This is a genomic window from Marivita sp., from assembly GCF_965656765.1.
Lineage (GTDB): Bacteria > Pseudomonadota > Alphaproteobacteria > Rhodobacterales > Rhodobacteraceae > Marivita.
In genome coordinates, this window is the sequence record NZ_CBFHLV010000058.1 from 1 (window position 1) to 20,988 (window position 20,988).

At 57.9% G+C, this 20,988-nt stretch carries 22 protein-coding genes, 1 tRNA gene and 1 pseudogene; 10 read left to right on the plus strand and 14 right to left on the minus strand.

The window, feature by feature from the left end; genetic code table 11:
• The coding region (locus ACTG4M_RS13835; RefSeq protein ID WP_439124256.1) for a histidine phosphotransferase family protein at positions 1-583 on the plus strand (583 nt) is incomplete at its 5' end.
• Here the strand turns inward: ACTG4M_RS13835 and ACTG4M_RS13840 are convergent.
• The 4 genes from ACTG4M_RS13840 to ACTG4M_RS13855 form a co-directional block, all read right to left on the minus strand.
• Positions 563-1,666, minus strand: a complete 1,104-nt coding sequence (locus ACTG4M_RS13840; protein ID WP_439124257.1) for an acetoin utilization protein AcuC — start codon at positions 1,664-1,666, stop codon at positions 563-565. The genes ACTG4M_RS13835 and ACTG4M_RS13840 overlap by 21 nt on opposite strands.
• A 72-nt stretch (positions 1,667-1,738) precedes the next feature.
• The gene (locus ACTG4M_RS13845; RefSeq protein ID WP_439124258.1) at positions 1,739-3,553 is read right to left on the minus strand and encodes an ABC-F family ATP-binding cassette domain-containing protein; all 1,815 of its coding nucleotides are present in this window, start codon (positions 3,551-3,553) and stop codon (positions 1,739-1,741) included.
• Positions 3,554-3,562: 9 nt separating this feature from the next.
• Positions 3,563-4,363 (minus strand): GNAT family N-acyltransferase, encoded by an 801-nt coding sequence (locus ACTG4M_RS13850; protein WP_439124259.1) that lies wholly within the window; start codon positions 4,361-4,363, stop codon positions 3,563-3,565.
• Positions 4,363-4,818, minus strand: a complete 456-nt coding sequence (locus tag ACTG4M_RS13855; protein ID WP_439124260.1) for an outer membrane protein assembly factor BamE — start codon at positions 4,816-4,818, stop codon at positions 4,363-4,365. Before ACTG4M_RS13855 ends, ACTG4M_RS13850 begins: the two co-directional genes overlap by 1 nt.
• Before the next feature lie 87 nt (positions 4,819-4,905).
• Between ACTG4M_RS13855 and ACTG4M_RS13860 the strand changes: the two genes are divergently transcribed.
• The 8 genes from ACTG4M_RS13860 (at position 4,906) to ACTG4M_RS13895 (ending at position 10,564) form a co-directional block, all read left to right on the plus strand.
• A complete protein-coding gene (locus ACTG4M_RS13860) occupies positions 4,906-5,463 on the plus strand; it encodes a YceD family protein (protein ID WP_439124261.1) in 558 nt (185 codons plus the stop codon).
• Between the two features lie 165 nt (positions 5,464-5,628).
• Positions 5,629-5,835: a 50S ribosomal protein L32 gene (rpmF, locus tag ACTG4M_RS13865; protein ID WP_085630687.1), complete on the plus strand. Its 207-nt coding sequence runs from the start codon at positions 5,629-5,631 to the stop codon at positions 5,833-5,835.
• A gap of 25 nt (positions 5,836-5,860) precedes the next feature.
• Positions 5,861-6,970, plus strand: a complete 1,110-nt coding sequence (plsX, locus tag ACTG4M_RS13870; RefSeq protein ID WP_439124262.1) for a phosphate acyltransferase PlsX — start codon at positions 5,861-5,863, stop codon at positions 6,968-6,970.
• Positions 6,967-7,938 carry a beta-ketoacyl-ACP synthase III gene (locus ACTG4M_RS13875; protein WP_439124263.1) on the plus strand — a complete coding sequence of 324 codons (972 nt, stop codon included), beginning with the start codon at positions 6,967-6,969 and terminating at the stop codon, positions 7,936-7,938. Before plsX ends, ACTG4M_RS13875 begins: the two co-directional genes overlap by 4 nt.
• 92 nt (positions 7,939-8,030) lie before the next feature.
• Positions 8,031-8,333, plus strand: coding sequence for an integration host factor subunit alpha (ihfA, locus tag ACTG4M_RS13880; protein WP_439124264.1), 303 nt, complete (start codon positions 8,031-8,033; stop codon positions 8,331-8,333).
• Between the two features lie 5 nt (positions 8,334-8,338).
• Positions 8,339-9,229, plus strand: coding sequence for a MerR family transcriptional regulator (locus ACTG4M_RS13885; protein WP_439124265.1), 891 nt, complete (start codon positions 8,339-8,341; stop codon positions 9,227-9,229).
• Between the two features lie 69 nt (positions 9,230-9,298).
• A tRNA-Pro gene (locus tag ACTG4M_RS13890) sits at positions 9,299-9,375 on the plus strand.
• A 109-nt stretch (positions 9,376-9,484) separates the two neighbouring features.
• Positions 9,485-10,564, plus strand: coding sequence for a 2'-deoxycytidine 5'-triphosphate deaminase (locus tag ACTG4M_RS13895; RefSeq protein WP_439124266.1), 1,080 nt, complete (start codon positions 9,485-9,487; stop codon positions 10,562-10,564).
• Here the strand turns inward: ACTG4M_RS13895 and ACTG4M_RS13900 are convergent.
• The 8 genes from ACTG4M_RS13900 to ACTG4M_RS13935 form a co-directional block, all read right to left on the minus strand.
• The gene (locus tag ACTG4M_RS13900; protein WP_439124267.1) at positions 10,561-10,701 is read right to left on the minus strand and encodes a hypothetical protein; all 141 of its coding nucleotides are present in this window, start codon (positions 10,699-10,701) and stop codon (positions 10,561-10,563) included. The genes ACTG4M_RS13895 and ACTG4M_RS13900 overlap by 4 nt on opposite strands.
• 165 nt (positions 10,702-10,866) lie before the next feature.
• Positions 10,867-11,538 carry an SMC-Scp complex subunit ScpB gene (gene scpB, locus ACTG4M_RS13905; protein ID WP_439124268.1) on the minus strand — a complete coding sequence of 224 codons (672 nt, stop codon included), beginning with the start codon at positions 11,536-11,538 and terminating at the stop codon, positions 10,867-10,869.
• Positions 11,535-12,323 carry a segregation and condensation protein A gene (locus tag ACTG4M_RS13910; RefSeq protein WP_439124269.1) on the minus strand — a complete coding sequence of 263 codons (789 nt, stop codon included), beginning with the start codon at positions 12,321-12,323 and terminating at the stop codon, positions 11,535-11,537. The genes scpB and ACTG4M_RS13910 overlap by 4 nt, the downstream gene beginning before the upstream one ends.
• Complete coding sequence (locus ACTG4M_RS13915) at positions 12,320-13,333, minus strand: glycoside hydrolase family 3 N-terminal domain-containing protein (protein WP_439124270.1); 1,014 nt, start codon at positions 13,331-13,333, stop codon at positions 12,320-12,322. Before ACTG4M_RS13915 ends, ACTG4M_RS13910 begins: the two co-directional genes overlap by 4 nt.
• Positions 13,330-14,319, minus strand: coding sequence for an SPOR domain-containing protein (locus ACTG4M_RS13920; protein ID WP_439124271.1), 990 nt, complete (start codon positions 14,317-14,319; stop codon positions 13,330-13,332). Before ACTG4M_RS13920 ends, ACTG4M_RS13915 begins: the two co-directional genes overlap by 4 nt.
• Positions 14,320-14,392: 73 nt before the next feature.
• Positions 14,393-16,138 carry an arginine--tRNA ligase gene (gene argS / locus ACTG4M_RS13925; protein ID WP_439124272.1) on the minus strand — a complete coding sequence of 582 codons (1,746 nt, stop codon included), beginning with the start codon at positions 16,136-16,138 and terminating at the stop codon, positions 14,393-14,395.
• 56 nt (positions 16,139-16,194) lie between these two features.
• Positions 16,195-18,024, minus strand: a complete 1,830-nt coding sequence (locus tag ACTG4M_RS13930; RefSeq protein WP_439124273.1) for a cation:proton antiporter — start codon at positions 18,022-18,024, stop codon at positions 16,195-16,197.
• Positions 18,025-18,035: 11 nt separating this feature from the next.
• Entirely contained in the window at positions 18,036-19,196 is a 1,161-nt protein-coding gene (locus ACTG4M_RS13935) for a deoxyguanosinetriphosphate triphosphohydrolase (RefSeq protein ID WP_439124274.1), read from the minus strand.
• Between the two features lie 84 nt (positions 19,197-19,280).
• On the opposite strand from ACTG4M_RS13935, the gene ACTG4M_RS13940 reads away from it, so the two are divergent.
• Positions 19,281-19,604, plus strand: a complete 324-nt coding sequence (locus tag ACTG4M_RS13940; protein WP_439124275.1) for a HesB/IscA family protein — start codon at positions 19,281-19,283, stop codon at positions 19,602-19,604.
• Positions 19,605-19,628: 24 nt separating this feature from the next.
• Here ACTG4M_RS13940 and ACTG4M_RS13945 read toward each other — a convergent pair whose 3' ends face one another.
• Complete coding sequence (locus tag ACTG4M_RS13945; RefSeq protein ID WP_439124276.1) at positions 19,629-20,705, minus strand: DUF6902 family protein; 1,077 nt, start codon at positions 20,703-20,705, stop codon at positions 19,629-19,631.
• Positions 20,706-20,808: 103 nt separating this feature from the next.
• Positions 20,809-20,988 (minus strand): annotated as a pseudogene (locus ACTG4M_RS13950) (hypothetical protein); the annotation flags it as partial.

The following is a 20,988-nucleotide window of genomic DNA, read 5'->3' on the forward strand; positions in this document are numbered from 1 at the left end:
GGTTGGAACGATGACTACTTACGTAGCATTCTCAACGGCTTGGCCACTCCGTAAGTCAAACGCGATTGCCCTGCCGAACGGGCCGGAAATGACGTTGATTCAACAAAGCTGTGAAAATGCCACGGCGCGTATCCGTTTCTTTCGCATCGCTTTTGGCACGACAACTGACACGCGGCTGATATCGACCGCAGACGCACGCAAGGTTTTGACGGATTACTATGCATTTACGCGGCTAAGCGCGACATGGCGCGTCGATCAGGACCGGGCGCGTAATGTCGTCCAATTGGGGTATCTGTCACTGCTGTGCCTTGAGGCGGCTATGCCACAGGGTGGAACGCTCGACATCACAGACAACGGTCGGGTTTTGATTGCGACCGCGAAAGCCGAAACCGTCCGGGGCGACCTGCCGATTTGGGATATGCTCAAACCCGGTGTCGGTTGCGACTTGCCCGGGCTGCGCCCTGCGGATGTACAATTCGCTTTGCTGGCCCGCATCTGTAGCGAGACGGGCGTGACAGCAGATCTGCAATACAACATTGGTCATGCCCAGCTGATTTTGATCCTACCCGGCGCGGATGTGTGACCGCGTCTTGAGTGTGGTCACCACATGCTGAACCTGATCCGACACAGGGCCATTGCGTGGCGGATCAAGCAAGGTGGTCATGAGCGCCTCGGTCGGTTTCGCTTTGCGCGTCCAGCGCAGATTACGCAAGATGTCAGAGGCGGGAGGTGGCAGGTGATCTGGGATCTCATGCCCCGCAAGCGTGGCCCAAACACAGCTCCACGCGCGCCCGACACTCCACGGGTTGTACCCTCCACCGCCCGACACAATCAGACGTGGCGCCAAAGTTCGGAGTGCCTGCACCGCCTGCACATGGCAGCGGTTCGACAGGGTCAACCGCGAAAGTGGATCTTCTGTCACTGCGTCAGCCCCGCATTGCAGATAGATCGCATCGGGCTTTTGCCGGGCGACCGCGGGGAGGATAAGCTCGTTCAAGATCAGGTCGAAGTCGGTGTCATTAAAGCCACGGGGCACTGGAATGTTGATTGCCGCACCGCCGGCGGTATCGTCCAAGGCGCCAGTAAAGGGCCAGCGGCGATCCTCATGAACGGAAATCATCTGAACCATGTCAGAGCCTTGAAACGCAACGGCCACTCCATCGCAGTGATGCGCATCGATATCGACATAAGCAATGCGCGTCAGACCCATCGCGATAAGGCGTTGAATCGTCAGAACCGGTTCATTGATATAACAAAACCCATTTGCGCGGTCGGGCAGCCCATGATGGGTTCCGCCGCCCGGATTGTACGCCACTCCCCCGGCGCGCACATGGTCGGCGGCCAGCAAACCACCCCCGGCCGCAGTGGCGGGACGGCGGTAAACTTCGGGAAAAACCGGATTCGACAGGGAGCCCAGATCATGGTCGGGATCGGGTAGCTGTGTGGCTTCGGCGCGTTGCAGCGCGTCGATATAGGTTTCGGTGTGAAACCCGATCAGCGCGGCGGGCTTGGCGCAGGGGCTTGTGCGGTATTGCTCGGGCTGCAACCAATCCAAGCTGCGGCACAGGTCCATCACGGTCGGCACGCGGGGGATCGATAGCGGATGGTGCGCGCCATAGCTTGATCCGCGATAGATCCGGGCGCCAATGAAGATGGGATCAGACATAGACATGAGGTAGGGCGCGCAGTGCCACGGCCAAAACGCAATGATGCGTTTTGATCCTCCGTGAACGGTGGGTCACCCGGCCTCGGCCTTCTCCGACAACTCAAGCCACAGGTCCTCGGCCTCGGCCAACGCGGTTTGGCGAGCGACCAACGCCTCGGAGGCTTTCTTGAATTTGACCGGCTCGCGCGTGAACAGATCTGGATCGGCCATCAGCTCTTCCAGTTTAGCGATTTCGGCGGTCAGTCGGTCGATCTCGTCTGGCAGAACGTCAAGCTTGTGTTTTTCGGTAAAGCTAAGGCCAGACTTGGATTTTTGCGCGGGCGTGGGTTTCTGGGCTTGCTTTGAAGAGGTCTTGGCAGGGCTGCTGCCTTCGTCAACATCCCCCCGCTGCGCGCGATAATCGGTCCATCCGCCCGCGTAGACAGTGGCGCGCCCCCTGCCCTCCATCGCGATGGTTGTAGAGGCAACGCGATCGAGAAAATCACGATCGTGGCTGATCAGCAAAACAGTGCCGTCATATTCGCCCAGCAAATCCTGCAACAGGTCAAGCGTTTCGACATCCAGGTCGTTGGTCGGTTCATCGAGCACAAGCAGGTTTGATTCCCGTGCCATGATGCGGGCCAATAGCAGCCGCGCTTTTTCTCCGCCAGACAGGGACCGGACCGGCGCGCGAGCCTGCGCCTCGTCGAACAAGAACTCCTTGAGATAGCCGACCACGTGTTTCGGCATGCCGCGTACCATGATCTGGTCCGCCTTGTCTGACACCCGCATTTCCGGATCTCCGGTCAGGTTTTCCCACAAGCTCAGATCGCCGTTCAGCTGCGCGCGTGTCTGGTCGAAAACTGCTGGCACAAGGTTCGTGCCAAGTTTGACCGTTCCCGCGTCCGGTGCGATTTCACCGATCAGCATCTTGATCAACGTGGTCTTGCCCACGCCGTTGGGGCCGACAAAAGCGACGCGGTCACCGCGTTGAACGGTCAGGGAGAAATCCTTGACAATGGGGCTGTCGCCAAAGGTTTTGGTCAGGCCTTGGGCTTCGATTACCTTGCGACCCGATTTCGGGCCCGACGCCAATTCCATCGCTGCCGTATCTTGCCGTTTGATCATGTTGCTGCGTTCGCCGCGCAAATCCTGTAGCGCACGAACCCGGCCCATGTTGCGTTTGCGCCGCGCGCTGATGCCTTCCACGGCCCATCGCGCCTCGGCCTTGATCTTGCGATCCATCTTGTGGCGCTGGAGGTCTTCGTCCTCCCACGTCTTGTCGCGCCAGGCCTCAAAAGCGTCAAAGCCTTTTTCCTGACGACGAACATTGCCTCGATCAACCCAAAGCGTTGCGCGTGTGAGTTCTGACAGGAACCGGCGGTCGTGGCTGATCAGGACAAAGCCTTTGCGCGTGCGCTTGAGTTCGTTTTCAAGCCAGCCAATGGCTTCGATATCAAGGTGGTTGGTCGGTTCGTCGAGCAGCATCAATTCTGGATCCTGCGCCATCAACCGCGCCAAGGCCGCACGACGACGTTCGCCGCCCGATGCGGTATCGACCAATCGTTCGGGATCGAATTTCAGCCCTTCACCAGCCCGTTCGACCTTATAAAGCTCTGACGGATCTAACCCATGCATCGCGTAGTCGCCCAAGGTCGCGAATGTGCTGAGATCCGGGTCTTGCTCCATGTACCCGACGCTCACGCCGGGAGAAACGACGCGGTCGCCGGTGTCGGCTTCGACCAAACCGGCCATCACCTTCATCAATGTGGATTTGCCCGACCCATTTCGGCCAACAAGCGCCACACGGTCGCCCGGTTGCACCACAAGGCTGAGGTCATGAAACACCGGATCGCCGCCAAAGGTCAGCGAGATGTCGTTGAGTTGAAGAAGCGGGATGATGGCCATGGCGTCGCGCTATGGCGCGGCGCGCGCAAGGTCAAGGGGGTTGGCGTTGCCGACCTGTGCTACTTGCGCCAAGGCGCGCAATCGAGCCTTGCGCGGTTCAGGGATCGTGTCGATGACAAGCCCCGTGAACACGTGCAACGTGTCAAGCTGGGGGTCTGTCACTGCGTGATCACTGACCCACCCTCCCACGTTCAGATAACTGCGCAGCAGATGTGGCAGGTTGACCGGACCGGAACCAGTTTCGGGCAGAGTGACCGCTGTGAGTGACAAACGACGCGGACGCAATGTATCCGGGCCAAGGTGATCCGCCCGCAACGCGGCCAGCGCACCTGAATGCGCGTCAGGACAGGCGCCTGGTAAGGAACTGCACCCGATCATCATACGCACATTATAAGTGTCGACCAGCACGCCAAGCGCGGCCCATGCCAATCGCAGCGCCATGATATCAGTCGGACCAGTGGGTTGGCATACGCGGCCGAGTTCAAGAAATGGCCCAGGAAAGGCTTGCAGTGGGCTGAGGTCGTAGAATTGGCCAGTATATGTTTCGGCAAGGTCTGCTGTGTCTTGGATCACACGTGCCCTGAAAGCCACGCGGATTGAGCCTTTGTCGACCGCGACCACTCCGTGCAAACAATCGTCATCGAACCTATCTTGATCGTCGCTCCCTTTGCGAAAGGCCTGAGCACGCAAGGCAAGTGCCTTTTGGCGAATGTCCGGTGTGGTGCCGATTTTCGCTGTGTATGGTCCGAGCTGCAGGGCAACTGGATATTCCGGTGCAGCAACGGATTGCGCCGCTGCACCCGGTGTCATCAGTTGAAGAACTCGGCCGCGTTGATGCCGCCGATATTTCCAAAGAGTTTGCGGATAAAGCTGATGTCACCGTCACCCGACCGTGTCACGCGGCGCGCGATTGGCACAACCTGACCGTCTTCCAATCCGTAGCGTTCGATATTTTGCACGACGCCAGCGCTGTCAAAGGTGATCGCCAAAACCTCGCGGTCGACAACTTCGGGGCGCTGCCATGCGAAATGGCGCACGTCGCTTTCGATATAGTAGAAGCCGGACTCGTTCAGGGTGCCCGATGTTGATGGCACGCCAACAAGGTCTTCTACCGTGCCACGGGTATCAACCCCCGGCACGATTTGCTGCAATTCGTCTTCGGATGGAACGTACCCATGCGTTCGGTAGCGCGCGGTGCATCCCGCAAGGGAAATACACAGAAGCGTCACAAGCCCGATCCTGATTGTCGATCTGATGCCCTGCATGGCGCCTCTCTTGCGTTGGCGTTCGCTGCCTTTTATCCCGATTACACGGCCTTTGGCCTGCGTTCAAGCAAAGGGTGCACACAAGATATGCCACAACAGGTTCTGAAACCCGGAGAATTTCGTGTGAGCGACCTGTCGACTCGCCGAGAGACGACGTTCGAACTCCAACCCGATGCCCCGGCACGAGCGGTCATTGCCGATCAGCTTGGCTTGTTGGGCCTCAAGAAATTGCGCTTTGAGGGCAAGATTTCGCCTGCCGGCGCGCGCGGCTGGTCGTTGACCGGCAAAATGGGCGCGACCGTGGTGCAGCCATGCGTAGTGACGCTTGATCCGGTGACGACGCGGATCGATGAGCCTGTTGAGCGAATGTTCATGCCTGCGGATTATTTCGATGACCTGGAGGCCGGGTCCGAGATGGAGATGCCAGAGGACACCAGCAGCGAACCTTTGGGGCAGATCATCTCGGCTCATGACGCGATGATCGAATCGCTGACGCTTTCTTTGCCGCAGTATCCGCGTGCCACGGATGCCGAACTTGGCGAAGCTGTGTTTGCCGAAGACGGTGTGACCCCGTTGAAGGACGAAGACACAAAGCCGTTTTCAGGGTTGGCGGCATTGCGCGACCAGCTTGATGAAAAGTCCTGACAAAAACAGCCAGAAAACGCTTGCGGATTTCACGATTGCCCCTATGTTCGCGCCTTCATCCGAGGTGGGGTTGTCACCCGGCCCGGTTTCCCCTTAAGAGGCCGGACACACCCTAAACGCGGCATGGCGAGCATGCCACAGATTATAGATAATTGAGGTTGAGACATGGCTGTCCAACAGAACAAAGTATCCAAGTCGCGTCGCAACAATCGTCGCGCGCATGACGCTCTGGTTGCTGCGAACCCGAACGAATGTTCCAACTGCGGCGAACTTAAGCGTCCGCACCACGTATGCCCGTCCTGCGGCCACTACGCGGATCGCGAAGTGATCGCACAGGCCGACGAAATCGACCTGGACGAAGACGCGGCATAAGCAACGATTGGGCGAACCCCTCCGAATGACCTCATCGCAGGATCATAAAAAGGTGGGTGACGCGCCAATAGTGCTATCTATCGACGCTATGGGCGGCGATCTGGGGCCGGAGGCAGTTGTCTCCGGCATGTCTCGTTCTGCGAAGGCGAATCCTGATATCCGTTTTCTGGTTCACGGGCCGGAAAAGAAGCTGATCAAACTGATTGAACGCAGAAAGGCTTTGGCTGGACGGTGCGAGATCAGAAACTCAGCGGGCGTCGTGTCGATGCAAGACAAGCCCAGTCAGATCATGCGCCACGGGCAGGACACGTCCATGTGGGCGGCGATTGATTCTGTGCGCAACAAAGAAGCGACCGTTGCGGTGTCCTGTGGCAACACAGGCGCGTTGATGGCGTTGTCGATGATCCGCTTACGTAAACTGCCCGGTGTGAACCGCCCAGCAATCGCGATTCTGTGGCCCTCGCGCAATCCGCAGGGGTTCAACGTGATGCTGGATGTCGGTGCCGACATTCGGGCTGATGCGCAGGACTTGCTGCAATACGCTTTGATGGGTGTGTCCTATGCCCGCAACGGTCTGGAATTGGACCGCCCGCGTGTTGGCTTGCTTAATGTGGGCACCGAGGAACACAAAGGCCGTGCCGAGCTTAAAGAAGCGCACGAGCTGATCGGCAACATGGCGGACCGGGCGCAGTTCGAGTTCGTTGGATTTGTCGAAGGTGGCGATATTCCTGGTGAAGCCTGTGACGTGATCGTCACAGATGGCTTTACCGGCAATGTCGCGCTGAAAACCGGTGAGGGCACCGCATCGTTGATTGGCGACCGGTTGAAAGAGGCGTTCGCCTATTCCCCCCTGTCCCGATTGGCATCGCTGCTTGCGCTGACCTCGTTGCGCCGCCTCAAGAAAAAGATCGATCCGCGCCGGGTGAATGGCGGTGTTTTCCTTGGGCTGAACGGCACAGTTGTCAAATCTCACGGGTCGGCGGATGAAACCGGCGTATCGGCGGCGATCAAGCTGGCCTTTCAATTGGCGCAATCCGGATTTTCCGACCGGCTCGCGGCGCGACTGGCATCGATCACCGACGTCCCGTTGGACGCAGAAACAGAAGTAACGACACACGAGGAGAGCCCGAAATGACCATACGTTCGGTTGTCGTTGGGCTTGGCCATTATCTGCCCGAGCGCGTTGTGCCTAATTCCGAGTTCGAGGCCTCTATAGACACATCGGACGAATGGATCAAATCCCGATCAGGCATCGAACGCCGTCATTTCGCGGCCGAGGGTGAAACCACTTCTGATCTGGCAACCCACGCCGCGCGAAACGCGCTGACGTGTGCCGGTCTGACCGCTAATGACCTTGATGCGATCATCGTAGCCACCTCAACAGCAGATCTGACCTTTCCATCCGCCGCGACAATGGTGCAATCCGCACTTGGTATGACGCGTGGCTTTGCCTTTGATGTTCAGGCCGTTTGCGCCGGGTTCATCTATGCAGTGGCCAACGCCAACGCGCTTATCGTGTCGGGCCAAGCCAAGCGGATCATGGTGATCGGGGCCGAAACCTTTAGCCGGATCATGGATTGGAACGACCGGTCCACGTGCGTGCTGTTTGGCGATGGCGCTGGCGCGGTGATCCTGGAAGCGCAAGATGGTGCTGGCGACAAAACTGACCGGGGCATTCTTTCGGTGGACCTGAATTCCGACGGCACGCATCGCGACATCTTGTATGTTGATGGCGGTGTAAGCACGCAAACCACCGGCTATCTGCGAATGCAGGGCAAAGAGGTGTTCCGCCACGCGGTTGAGAAATTGGCCAAGACCGCGACCACTGCCATGGAAACCGCCGGTATTGCCAATGATGAGGTCGATTGGATTGTACCGCATCAGGCGAATATCCGCATCATTCAAGGCACTGCCAAGAAGCTGGGCCTGTCGATGGACAACGTTGTGGTGACTGTTCAGGATCACGGCAACACGTCAGCGGCATCGATTCCTCTCGCACTTTCCGTTGGTGTGGACCGCGGTCAGATCAAGCGTGGTGATGTCATTGTCACCGAAGCGATCGGCGGCGGGCTGGCCTGGGGCGCGGTTGTGCTGCGCTGGTAGGCGAAATCTATCTAAAATCCCTCTCGCAAGCCGTTGATATTGACTCGGAAATTCGCAAGGCGCATGTTGTGCGGAACCGGGGAGGTTGTGCTATGGGACAAAAGACACTGACACGCATGGACCTGAGCGAAGCTGTGTTTCGCGAAGTTGGCCTTTCACGGAATGAAAGTGCCGATCTTGTGGAAACCGTTTTAAACCACATGTCCGATGCGTTGGTTGATGGCGATCAGGTTAAAATTTCGTCCTTTGGGACGTTCTCGATTCGGGACAAAGCGGCGCGCGTCGGGCGCAATCCCAAGACCGGCGAAGAGGTTCCGATCAACCCACGCCGTGTGCTGACTTTCCGTCCGTCTCACCTGATGAAAGACAGAGTGGCTGCAGGCAATAAGGGCTGACTGCCATGAGCAAATCTGCAGACGCTTTCCGCACCATCAGCGAAGTCGCCGAATGGCTGGACACGCCTGCGCACGTTTTGCGCTTTTGGGAAAGCAAGTTCACCCAGGTCAAACCCGTGAAACGCGCAGGTGGCCGGCGGTATTACCGTCCTGCCGATATGCGCCTTTTGGGCGGGATCAAGCGATTGCTCCACGACGATGGCATGACCATCAAGGGTGTGCAGAAAATCCTTCGAGAACATGGGGTTAAGCACGTTTCTTCACTTTGTGAGTTAAATCTTGGTGAGGATGAAGACGATCACGATGCTATCGAACTGGACATGGTCGAAGAAGCGGAACCCATAGATACGGTTGTGCCCTTTGCCAAACCCGAGCAAGAGCCCGATCTTCTGACCGAACAGGAATCTGAATCCGTACCTGATGAGGTCGCTGAGGCAGTTGAGATAGTAGACTCGCTGTCCGAGACGGATAAGGAGGCCGAGGTCATCCCGCCCACCCAAGCCGAGCCATTTGAGGACGCGCAAGCAGTTGAACTTGAGACTGAATTGGCCGCACCGGAACAAGACCAAGTGGCAGTCGCAGCGGAAACCGTCGTCGAAGACAGTCCTGTTGATGCCGCCGAGGTCACAACCGAGCCAGAGGCACCAAACGTCATCGAAGATGACACGTCCGCTCTGCCCAGCTTTCTGCAAAACTCAATGGATGATCGGCGAGCCGGAGATGCAGCAGAGGCGGACTCATCCGAATCTGAGGTGACAGAAGCTACGCCGCCTTCTGCCATTATTGAGCCGGTGCCGGGTGCGCTGACGTATTTGTCGCAAATCAAACAGCTTTCGCCAAAAGCTACCGCCCAGATCGCGCCAATTGTCGAACAGCTGCGCCAGGTTTCGCGCTAGATCGCCATAGTCAAACCACTGAAATTCGCTCTTGCGGCCTGATCCAAAACCGTTATGACAGGCGGCAGTCGGGCTATGGCGCAGCCTGGTAGCGCGTCCGTCTGGGGGACGGAAGGTCGCAGGTTCGAGTCCTGCTAGCCCGACCAATCAAAACATAGCTATCAATTCGCCACTTGCGCCACGCGCAGGTAAAAAACATCCTCGCCTGAGGCGCAACCGCTTGCTATGCAAGGCAGAACGCGGATGGGGGATGGTATGACAGGTGTGTTGGCCAATCAGCAAATCACGGACCTGATGGAACTCGGCATCATTGCGGCCGACACTGACTTCGTCGACGGTCAGGTGCAGCCGGCCAGCCTTGATCTACGGTTGGGGACTGTCGCCTACCGAGTGCGCGCGTCGTTTCTTGCGGGAAAAGGTCAGCGCGTCGAAGACCGTTTGGCGGATTTTGAAATGCACCGGATTTCGCTTGATGGCGGTGCGGTGTTGGAGAAAGGCTGCGTCTATCTTGTTCCATTGATGGAGCGATTGGCGCTTCCGGACAATATCAGCGCGGTTGCCAATGCCAAAAGCTCGACCGGACGGCTTGACCTGCTGACACGTACAATCACCGACGAAGGCACGGAGTTTGACCGTGTAACAGCGGGCTATTCCGGCCCGCTTTATGCCGAGATCTGTCCAAGGTCGTTTTCGGTTTTGGTGCGTCCAGGAATGCGATTGAACCAAATTCGCTTCCGTAACGGGCAATCGGTACTTTCTGATGATACACTTCGCGCCTTACACGAAGAACAAACCTTGGTGACAGGTGGTCCCGCTGTGATCAGCGACGGGCTGGGGTTTTCAGTTGATCTCAAACCCGACGATGGTGATCTGGTCGGATATCGGGCCAAACCGCACACCGGGGTGATCGACCTTGACCGATTGGGGCATTACGCACCGTCCGAATTTTGGGAAGAGTTGCACACGACAAGTGGACAGATCATCCTTGATCCAGATGCGTTCTATATCCTTGTCAGCCGTGAGGCAGTACATATTCCACCCGACTATGCTGCTGAAATGGCACCGTTTCTTGCGATGGTCGGTGAATTTCGCGTGCATTATGCAGGGTTCTTTGACCCCGGCTTTGGCCATGATGCAGCGGGCGGCATGGGATCGCGCGGCGTGCTTGAGGTGCGCTGCCACGAGGCTCCGTTCGTGCTAGAGCATGGGCAAATCGTGGGGCGTTTGGTCTACGAACAAATGGACCAATCCCCAAGCCAGCTATACGGCGCGGGGATTGCGTCAAATTATCAGGGACAGGGACTAAAGCTGTCCAAGCATTTCAAGGCGGCTTAACGCGGCTGATCGTCCTGCGGCTTGGACTTGGATTTTTTGCGATTGGACACCGCGTTCATACCGGCATTGATCCCGGAATTCACCACACGGCGCATCACGGTGCGCATCACCATATTGATAATCTGATTGAGGTTCATGTCGTCCTCCTGCTGGGTTTGTCTGCCTCAGGATTAGATATAGAGAACAAATGCGTCGATTTTCAGGCATTGTTTCAGGCAAACTGCGTTTTTTCCTGAACACCATCTGGGCTTCGCCGTCGAGGCGTCAATGCCTCGTGGCCTTCCCTACACGCGAAAAGCGGGTCAGTCCTCGAACAGTTCGGACTGACCTTCTTCGGTCTCTTCCTCGGCATCGATATCGCCTTCGCCCATCTGCGGCATGGTGCCAGGAGGTGGGCGGTTTTCCAGCAATCCCGCCGCGCGCAGTTCCTTGAGCCCCGGCAGATCGCGGGCGGATTCGAGCCCGAAATGGTCAAGGAAATCCTGCGTGACAACAAACGTCACGGGACGGCCCGGTGTCATGCGACGGCGGCCAAAGCGAATCCACTCCATTTCCAAAAGCTGATCCACTGTGCCCCGGCTGACAGACACGCCGCGGATCTCTTCAATCTCGGCGCGGGTGACGGGCTGGTGGTAGGCAATGATGGCTAACGTTTCGATGGCAGCGCGGCTGAGTTTGCGGGTTTCGACCGTTTCCTTTTGCATGAGGAATCCAAGATCCGGGGCTGTTCGGATGGCCCATGCATCGCCAACCTTGACGACGTTCACGCCCCTGCCCTCGTAGCGTTTGCGCAGATACACCAGCGCCTCGGCTGCGTCCGATCCGTGTGGCATGCGGTCGTTCAATTCCTTGATAGTGACCGGTTCGGCGGTGGCAAAGAGGATCGCTTCGACCATACGTTCCTGTTCGCCAAAGGGCGGCGCTTCGAACAGGCTTTGTTCGGCTTCGGTTTTGATTTCTGTGTCGCCGGTCATCGCCCGTCTCTCCGGCGCAGCTCAATCGGCGCGAAAGTGTCGGATTGGCGCAGCTCCACCTTGCCTTCTTTGGCAAGTTCCAGCGATGCGGCAAAGGTCGAGGCTGTGGCCGAACGCCAGCGCACGGGGTCCACCTCCCACCCGTCTGGCATGTACGTGGAAATGTCTGTCCAAGAGCCTGCAAAGCCGATCAAACCGCGCATGCGTTCCAGCGCCTGCTCCATTGTGAATACCGAGTCGCGGTCCATCACGAAGGGGCGAAATTCGTCCTTGGTGCGAATGCGCGCATAGCCCTGCATCAGGTCCAGTAGTGTGGCCGTGTAATCCACTTTGCGAACGCGCTCGACTTCTTGTGTGACACCACGGGCGAAAAAGTCGCGACCCAATTGGTCACGCGCCATCAGTTTCGCAGCCACGTCGCGCATGGCCTGTAAACGTTCAAGCTGAAACGCCAGATGCGCGGCAAGGTCTTCGCCAGAAGGGCCTTCTTCGGTTGGGTCAGGTGGCAGCAGCAGGCGTGATTTTAGAAATGCCAACCACGCCGCCATCACGAGGTAATCCGCCGCCAGCTCGATCCGCAGCGCTTTGGCCTTTTCGACAAAGTTCAGGTATTGCTTAGCCAGTTGTAGGACAGAGATTTTGCGCAGATCGACCTTTTGCGTCCGGCTTAGCGTCAGAAGTAGATCGAGCGGGCCTTCAAAGCCATCGACATCAACAATCAGCGCCTCGGCGGCCACACGGTCGGCGACCGAGGGATCCGTGATGTCTGATGTTGTGTCGGTCATGCACTGCGCCCTTGCTCCAGTTGTGCAAGCTTGGCGGTGAGGGCGGCAATGTCAACATCTTGCGGCTGTGTGCGGCTGGCAATTGCGGCCTCCGCGCGCACCTGACTGGCGGCAGGCATCGTGCCAATACGCTCCATCAACGCGACGCGTTCGGGCAGATCACCATTGCAGTGCAAAATCACGTCGCAGCCCGCCTGCATCGACGCCGCGCCACGCTCTGGTACGGTGCCGGACAGCGCTTGCATCGAGATGTCGTCGGTCATGAGCAAACCGCCAAACCCAAGGTCTGTTCGGATGCGTTGGATCATCTTGGGCGAAGTGGTCGCCGGGCCGGTTTCACCCAACGCGCTATAGACCAGATGTGCAGTCATCCCCATTGCCACATCGGCGAAGGGCCGAAAGGCGGCGAAATCAATCGCGGACAGGGTGTTTTCGGATGCATCAATACGCGGCAGTTCTAGATGACTGTCCATCTGGGCCAATCCGTGGCCGGGAATATGTTTGACCACGGGAAAGACGCCGCCTGCAAGATGACCTTCGACCACCGCGTGGCCAATTTTGACCACTTGGTCAAGATTTGATCCATAGCAGCGGTTGCGCAAAAACCGGTGTGTTTCTGCGCGCGCGACGTCGAGCATTGGCGCGCAGTTCGCATCAATGCCCAGCGACATCAATTCATACGAAATGATCTGGTAGCGCACGCGCATGCCTGCCTCTGCGTGTTCGCCTAACAGTGCGACATGGTCCAGCGGCGGCAACCATTCGGTGGCCAGCGGCGGGCGCAAGCGCTGCACGCGGCCTCCTTCCTGATCAATGAAAATGGGTGCGTTCCATCCAACCGCGCCACGCAGGTCGGATGTCAGTGCGCGGATCTGGTCTGGCGTTTCGAGGTTCCGGTCAAACAGGATGAATCCAAACGGGTGGGCGTCTTTAAAAAACGCGCGCTCGTCCACAGACAGGCGCGCGCCATCGCAACCAAATATGGCTGCTCCGAACGGTTGGTGCGTCACCGGCTGACCACGGGAATGCAATCCGCGCCTTCTGCTACCAATGCTGCACAGAAGCGACGGGAGTCACTCAGATCGCCGAAGCCGTGGGCGCGCAAGCGATAGAATACCCGCCCCCCGGACGACGCTTCTTCGATCACACGCTCTTTTTCATCGAGATATTCGCTGAATCGAGCTTGCAGCTTGGTCCATTGTTCGCGGGCAATTTCAGGGCTGTCATAGGCTCCGAATTGCACAAGACGTGTGCCTGCGGGAATGTCACTAGGATTACGTTCGGACGCACCGCTGGCGGATGCAGTGGCCGCTGTGGGCGCAGCCAAAGACGCCAGCTGCAACCCTGCGGGTCGCGGGGCCGGGCGCAAGGACCGCGCGACACCGGGCACTGAGGCCGGAATGACATTGCGCGCGGTTGCGACCTCTTGCGTGGTCTGGCGGTCGAAAACTCCGGTTTCGGGCGCAGGCGCCACTTCGGTAAACGGTTGGGCATTGGCGGCGATCTGGTCTGCCAGAGCTTTGATCGGATCGTCCGCGTCCGCTATGTCGGTCAGGGCCAATGCCGGAGCTTCGGCTGTCGCGTCTTGGCGCAAGGACGCCAACGCGACCTCTTCACGTTCCGTCAGATCGAGCGGGGCGTCAGTCACACCCGACACAACCACGTCTTCATCGGTGATGTCCAAGGGACGCGGGGCCAGAACGATCTGATCCGGCGGCGGGGCCGATACGCCTGTTCCAGCCACACTGTTCACCGCCAGCCCTTCGTGACGTGCGATTTGCCCGCCCGGGTTTTCAGGAGCCACGCGCATCGGACCTTCTATGGCTTGAACGACCGGTACGCCGGAAACATCGCGCATGATCAGCTTGTATCCCCAAACTGTCACGCCCACTACCAACGCCAGAGACATCGCCGCGCCCAGCCAATTGGCTGTCGAGGCCAAGTTGCCCGACGTTTTTGCCCCGCGCACGGGGCCCGTCATATGCATGTCTGCCATGTCCGCCTCATCTCCCGGCGGTCGTTGCCACCGGTGTTTCTTGCCTTCGCCTCACCCGGTCATGGCGCTTTTGTCAGCGCATTTCTTCAACCGGTGTGACGCCCAAGATACCAAGGCCTGCGGAAATAACAACAGAGACGGCCCGTGCGAGGGCGATTTTCGCCTGTGTGGCGTCGGTGTTGCCTTCCTGCAAAAAGCGTAGTTCGGGAACATCGTTGCCCTTGTTGTAAAGCGCGTGCAACTCTGACGCGAGTTCATATAGGTAGAACGCCACACGGTGCGGTTCGTTTGTGCGTGCTGCGATTTCGACCAGACGCGGCCATTCGGCCAGTTTTCGGGCGACAGCAAGTTCGCTGTCATGGGTCATTTCGCCAAGGTCGATTTCCGCCAGCGTGGCGTCATCAACATCTACGCCCGCCTCACGCGCTTTGCGCAGGACCGAATGCACACGCGCGTTGGCATACTGGACATAGAAAACCGGATTGTCCTTGGACTGCTCCAGCACCTTGTCGAAATCGAAATCCAAAGGCGCGTCGTTTTTGCGGGTGAGCATATGGAAGCGCGTCACATCCGGGCCGACTTGTTCAACGACATCCGCAAGGGTGACAAACGTCCCTGCCCGCTTGGACATTTTGAACGGTTCACCGTTTTTATATAGCTTCACCAATTGCGTCAGCTTGATATCGAGCGGCGTTTGGCCGTTCGACAACGCGCTGACAGCCGCCTTCATCCGTTTAACATAGCCGCCGTGATCGGCACCGAAGATGTCGATCAACAGGTCGTAGCCGCGTTGCACCTTGTCATAGTGGTAGGCGATATCAGGCGCGAAATATGTCCAGGCACCATCCGATTTCTGGATCGGACGATCCACGTCGTCACCATGTTCGGTGGATTTGAACAACGTCTGTTCGCGTGGTTCCCATTCCTCGGGCTTTTTGCCCTTGGGCGGTTCAAGCGTGCCGCGATAGATCAGGCCTTTGTCGTCCAAATCCTTGATCGCGGATTCGATCAGACCCGTTCCATAAAGCGACTTTTCGCTGAAGAACTTGTCCATCTCAACGCCGAGTGACCCAAGATCGGCGCGGATCAACATCATCATGGCATCGGTGGAAAAATCCCGTACAACTTCAAGCCAGACATTTTCAGGTTGGCCGACATAGGCATCTCCGACCTTGTCCTTAAGCGCCTCACCCACGGGGATGAGGTAATCACCAGGATAGGTGCCGTCCTCAAACGCCACGTCCTGACCATGCGCCTCAAGATACCGGAGGTACACCGACCGCGCCAAGACATCGACCTGCGCGCCGCCATCATTGATGTAGTATTCGCGGGTAACGTCGTAGCCAGCGTAATCCAGCAATGACGCCAACGCATCACCAAATACCGCTCCACGGGTATGGCCAACGTGCAGCGGACCAGTCGGGTTGGCGGACACATATTCGACGTTGACCTTTAACCCCTGCCCCATGGTGGATTTGCCATAAGTTTCTCCAGCGTTCAGAATAACCTTGGGCAGCGCCTGCCAAACCGATGCATCCAGCCGCAGATTCAGAAAGCCCGGGCCCGCGACTTCTGCGGTCGACACGCGGGTGTCGTCCGACAGCTTGGCCGCCAAGGCTTCGGCAATGTCGCGGGGCTTCTGACCGGAAGGTTTCGCCAACACCATCGCCGCGTTGGTCGCCATATCCCCGTGCAGCGGATCACGCGGCGGCTCGACCGTCACGTTGGCAAAGTCGAGACCATCCGGCAGCGCGCCTTCGGCTACCATCGCGTTCAGGCTGTCGATCACAAGCGCCCGGATATCGGAGAAGAGGTTCATGTCACACGTCCTTTGTTCGGGACGTCCTCTACCACCTTGGTGCGTGGCGTCAAATGTTAGGCTTGCCCTTCCGCCTTGGCGCGGTGCTCTTTCATAGGAAGCATGGCGATCAACCGTGTGCCTCGGGTTTCCTTGGGCGTATCTTTCGGCCCAAGAATTCGCAATGTTCCGCGCGGTCCGACATCGGCGATCGGGATGCCTTCGGGATGGGTTTCGTACCAATCTTGCAAGGTAAATTCATCCGACAGTGTGGTTGAGCGAAATTCCCATCCATCCCACATGCGCCGCTGAACCTGCCAATAGGTCTCGCCGGCGCCGATATATTGCCCACCCAGCTTGGGTGGCAATGCATAGCGCGCAGAGTCCGAGGTTTCACGGTTAAGCTGATACACATTCTCGCGCCCGAATTCGGGAGCAAGATCGGTGGCCACCAAAGTATTGTAGGCGTCATTATCCGTGGCGGCGATCACGGTTTCATAGGCCATCAAGTCAAGTCGGTGTTCTGCGCCTTCGGACAGAATGTCGCCAGTGTAGATTTGCACTCCTGCTTCGCGTGCGTCGCGAAGGTGGCTGCGGTTGGGATCGGATATCATTACCGGGAGGTCGAGCTTTTTAAGCAGCGACGCAAATTCAACCGTCCAACGGTTGCCGCCCACGATCAACACGCCGGGTGTGGAGGACGCGTTCAGCCCCAACATCCGCGCGACCGGTTTAAGTGTGAAACCGTGCAACACAACTGTCCCGGCAACCAAAGCAAAAGCGAGTGTCGAGATCTGCGCAGCATCTTCGATCCCGGCTTGCACCAGACGGTCCCCGAACAGCCCCGCCACTGCGACCAAAACCACGCCGCGCGGGCCAGTAAACGCCACCAGCAGGCGCTCGGCCCAAGGGACATTCGAAAATGAGAGCGAGATCAGAACGGTCAAGGGGCGCGCGATAAGGATCACGGCAACAACGGTTCCCAGCGTCTGCCAGTTCATCGACAGCAGCGTTTCGCGCGTCATGTTCGCGGCAAGAAGGATGAAAACGCCGGACACCAGCAGGATCGTCGCATGTTCCTTGAAACGGTGCATTTCAGCGTGGCTGGGCAGATGTGCGTTGGCGATCCAGACGCCCATGATGGTCACGGCGAGAAGTCCGCTTTCGTGCAAAAGCGAGTCAGAGGCGGCAAAGGCCACCAATACGCTGACGAACAGCACCGGCACTTTCATGTATTCCGGCACCCAACCACTGGAAAAGGATTTGGCGATCCCCCACCCCGCGGCGAGGCCCACCAGAGTGGCGACAACAATGCCGATGGCCAGTTCGGTCAATGCCTGTTCAACGGTTGTGGCGGTTTGCCAAACCAGAACGACTTCGAAGGCAAGCACCGCAGCCAACGCGCCTGCCGGGTCATTCACAATGGCTTCCCATTGAAGCAGCGCGGCTGGTCGGCGTTTCAACCGAGCTTGACGCAACAACGGCGCGATGACCGTTGGGCCGGTGACGATCATAATGCCACCAAAGACTGAGGCGGTGGCCCAGCTGAGGCCGCCAACATAATGCAAGACCGAGGCAGACAGCAGCCAACCCACAGGTCCACCCACAATAACAAGGCGCTTCACCCCGACTGCTGCATCTGACAGTGATTTGAAATTGAGCGTGAGACCGCCTTCGAACAGAATAATCGCCACCGCAATAGCAACAATTGGTTGGAGCAAATCGCCCATCGCGACCGAAGGATCCAAAATACCCAGCACCGGCCCAACCAGCAAACCAGCCAGCAACATCAAAACAATGGCGGGCAAGTTCAGGCGCCAGGCCAGCCACTGCGCCCCAACCCCCAATCCGCCGACAAGGGCGAATGCTGTCACTGGGTTCATTCCTGCATCGGCGGGTGTTGCCACTTTGAAATCCTTTATGACCGCGCGGAGATAACGTCCGACCCTGTGAGGCGCGCATGCTCTTGCAGGGCAAACCTGTCGGTCATCCCGGCTATGTAATCCCCTACAAGCCGTGCAAGTTCCACGTCGGATCGAATTTCTGCAACATCTTTGCGCCATTGCTTGGGCAGCAGCGAAGGTTCTGCCATGAAAAGCGGGAAGAGTTCGTTGATCACCTTGGTGACCTGTACTCGCATTTCGACCACATCGGTGGCGCGGTACATGCGGTGGAACAGGAAGGTGCGGATCACTTTGAGATCTGACCAAAGGCCGGGCGAAAACTGCACCATCATCTTGCCTGCGCCACGGATGTCTTCTGGGGTTTGCGGATCAAGCTCGGCCAGATTGGTCTTGGTCACATTAATGACGTCGCCCACCAGAACACCAAAAAAGCGGCGCAAAGCTTCGTGGCGGCGGCGGTAGTAGTTCAGGCCTGGATAAATGCGGTCTACCTCGGAAAAACAGTCGCTTACAATGGGAAGCTCAGCCAGTTCATCCGTTGAGAACAGCTCAGCGCGCAACCCGTCATGCAGGTCGTGATGATTATAGGCGATGTCATCGGAAAGGGCTGCAACCTGTGCTTCGGCGCTGGCGTGGGTGTGCAGCTCCAAATCGTGCCGGGCATTGTAGGCGGCCAGTGCGTGGGGGATCGGTTCACCCACCGGACCATTGTGTTTTGCAATGCCTTCAAGGGTTTCCCAGGAGAGGTTCAACCCGTCGAAATCTGCGTAGTGCCGTTCCAGCGCCGTTACGATCCGGATCGCCTGTGCGTTGTGATCGAAACCGCCATAGGGCTGCATGAGTGTGTCCAGCGCGTCTTCGCCTGTATGGCCGAACGGCGTGTGGCCCAGATCATGCGCCAGCGCCACGGCTTCGGTCAGTTCCGGATCAAGGCCGAGCACCTTGGTGATGGTCCGCGCGACCTGCGCAACTTCGATGGAATGGGTGAGCCGGGTGCGGAAATAATCCCCCTCATGTTCAATAAAGACCTGGGTCTTGTGTTTGAGGCGCCGAAACGCCGAGGCATGAATGATGCGATCCCTGTCGCGCTGAAAGCACGAACGAAATTCACTTTCTTCTTCCGGATATAGTCTGCCGCGCGACTTGCTCGGGTCGCATGCATATTGCGCCGTCATGATCGACTGCCTGTTCTTGTTCCCTGTCCCGCCTGCCCTTATATTGAGTGCAGGCGATAAGTTAAAGCAAACCCAGAGGGTGACATGCAGCTTCCACCAAAAGTGACAGAGCGCGCGTTCGAGCGTTTGTCGGAGATTGGCGCCAGCGCCGAGGGCAAGGCCCTGCGCGTTGCGGTCGAGGGCGGCGGATGCTCGGGCTTCCAGTACGAGATCAAGCTGGACGATCCAGCCGATGACGATCTCGTCCTTGAAGGGCAAGGCGAACGAGTTGTGGTAGATTCGGTGTCTTTGCCGTTTCTGGCAGATGCCGTGATCGACTTTTCCGAAGAACTGATCGGCGCAAGATTTGTGATCAACAACCCGAATGCCACATCATCATGCGGATGTGGCACCAGCTTTTCAATGTAGACTGTTTGGCCTTTAAGGCTGCATTCAGTGGAGCGTGGACAGCTTTTCTGCGCGGGCGAAGCCGTGGAAGAAATCTTCAAAGTGCTGGGATGACGTTTCGGCCTGCGCAAGCACGTGCATCGCTTCTGGTGACAGCGTGTCCTCCATCCGCAGACGCATCGACACCCAATCGCCACTACGTGCTTCATCGAGGTTGAACATTGCTTCGGACATTTCGCGCATCGGGGTTGCCCTGTTGGCGCTACGGTCGAACCGCATCCGGTCATAGACAAACCCTTTGGCAAAGGCTGCGTCTCCGATGACGGATTGATGCCAGTTGCACACCAGAAATTCGTGGTAATCGTCCTGAACGCTGACTGTGGGGCCTTCGGTGATTGCAAAAAGCGCGGTTTCCCGATTGAGCCAATCCGTCCATAGCGCTGGCGGCGTTTCACCGGCAAACTGCATGGCGATGCAAATCTCGGACAACAGATCCGCGTTCTGTTCGATGAATGCCAACAATCCTGCAAAATGCAGACTGCGTTTGGCGTCAGAACCCAACTTGGGATCGCAGCGACCGTATTCGCTGAGGTAAAAAACAAGATGTGTCAGTTCGTAGGCGGCTTTCTTGTTCGGCAAGGCAAAGGTTGCAGAGCGCTTCATAAAACGGCGAACACGGTCTTCAAGCAGGGCATCCCTGCCCTTGGGTTGCATTTCCCGGCGCGCAAACAATCGGGCAGCTTCCATGCGCTGCAGGTCGGACAGCTCGGCTTGGGGCAGATCTTGTTCACGCGCCCACGCAACTAGCTTTTCGCCCTGATCGCCCGGCATCCCGAGGTCTTCGAGATCAAGCACGATGCCCAGGAAAAAGCGATAGTATTGTGGGAAGAACTGCATCCGCTTTTCGACGTTTGCATAGAACGACGCGTAGGTTTCCAGAGCACCATCTCCGGGTCGGGCATTCGTCGCTTCAAGGATGTTCAGTACTTCTGCATTTTCTTTGAGCCAGAACACGTCATCGACATGCCGGCGATGTTGGGAAAAACAATTCAGAAGCGCGCCGATGCGCATCTCTTGAGGGTTGATCCGGGACGGGGGGGTGAGTTGAATGACGTTGGTCATGGTCCATGCCTCCTATAGGGTCGAAGGACGGGTTCCCGCCCCGGGTCGCTGCTACGTCCAAGTGTCGGGTAGGTCCGTTTGATCGGATACACCCGTTGCCGGATCAGCAGGCGGGTGCACAGCTCGTAGTGAACATTTCAACCAAGTCACCTGTCTGAGCATCTGACGTGGTTGGCGCACAGCTTGTGGTGAACATTTCGACAAGATCACTGGTACGGGCGTCCGATGTGGTTGGCGCGCAGCTTGTTGTGAACATCTCGACCAAATCACCTGTGCGAGCGTC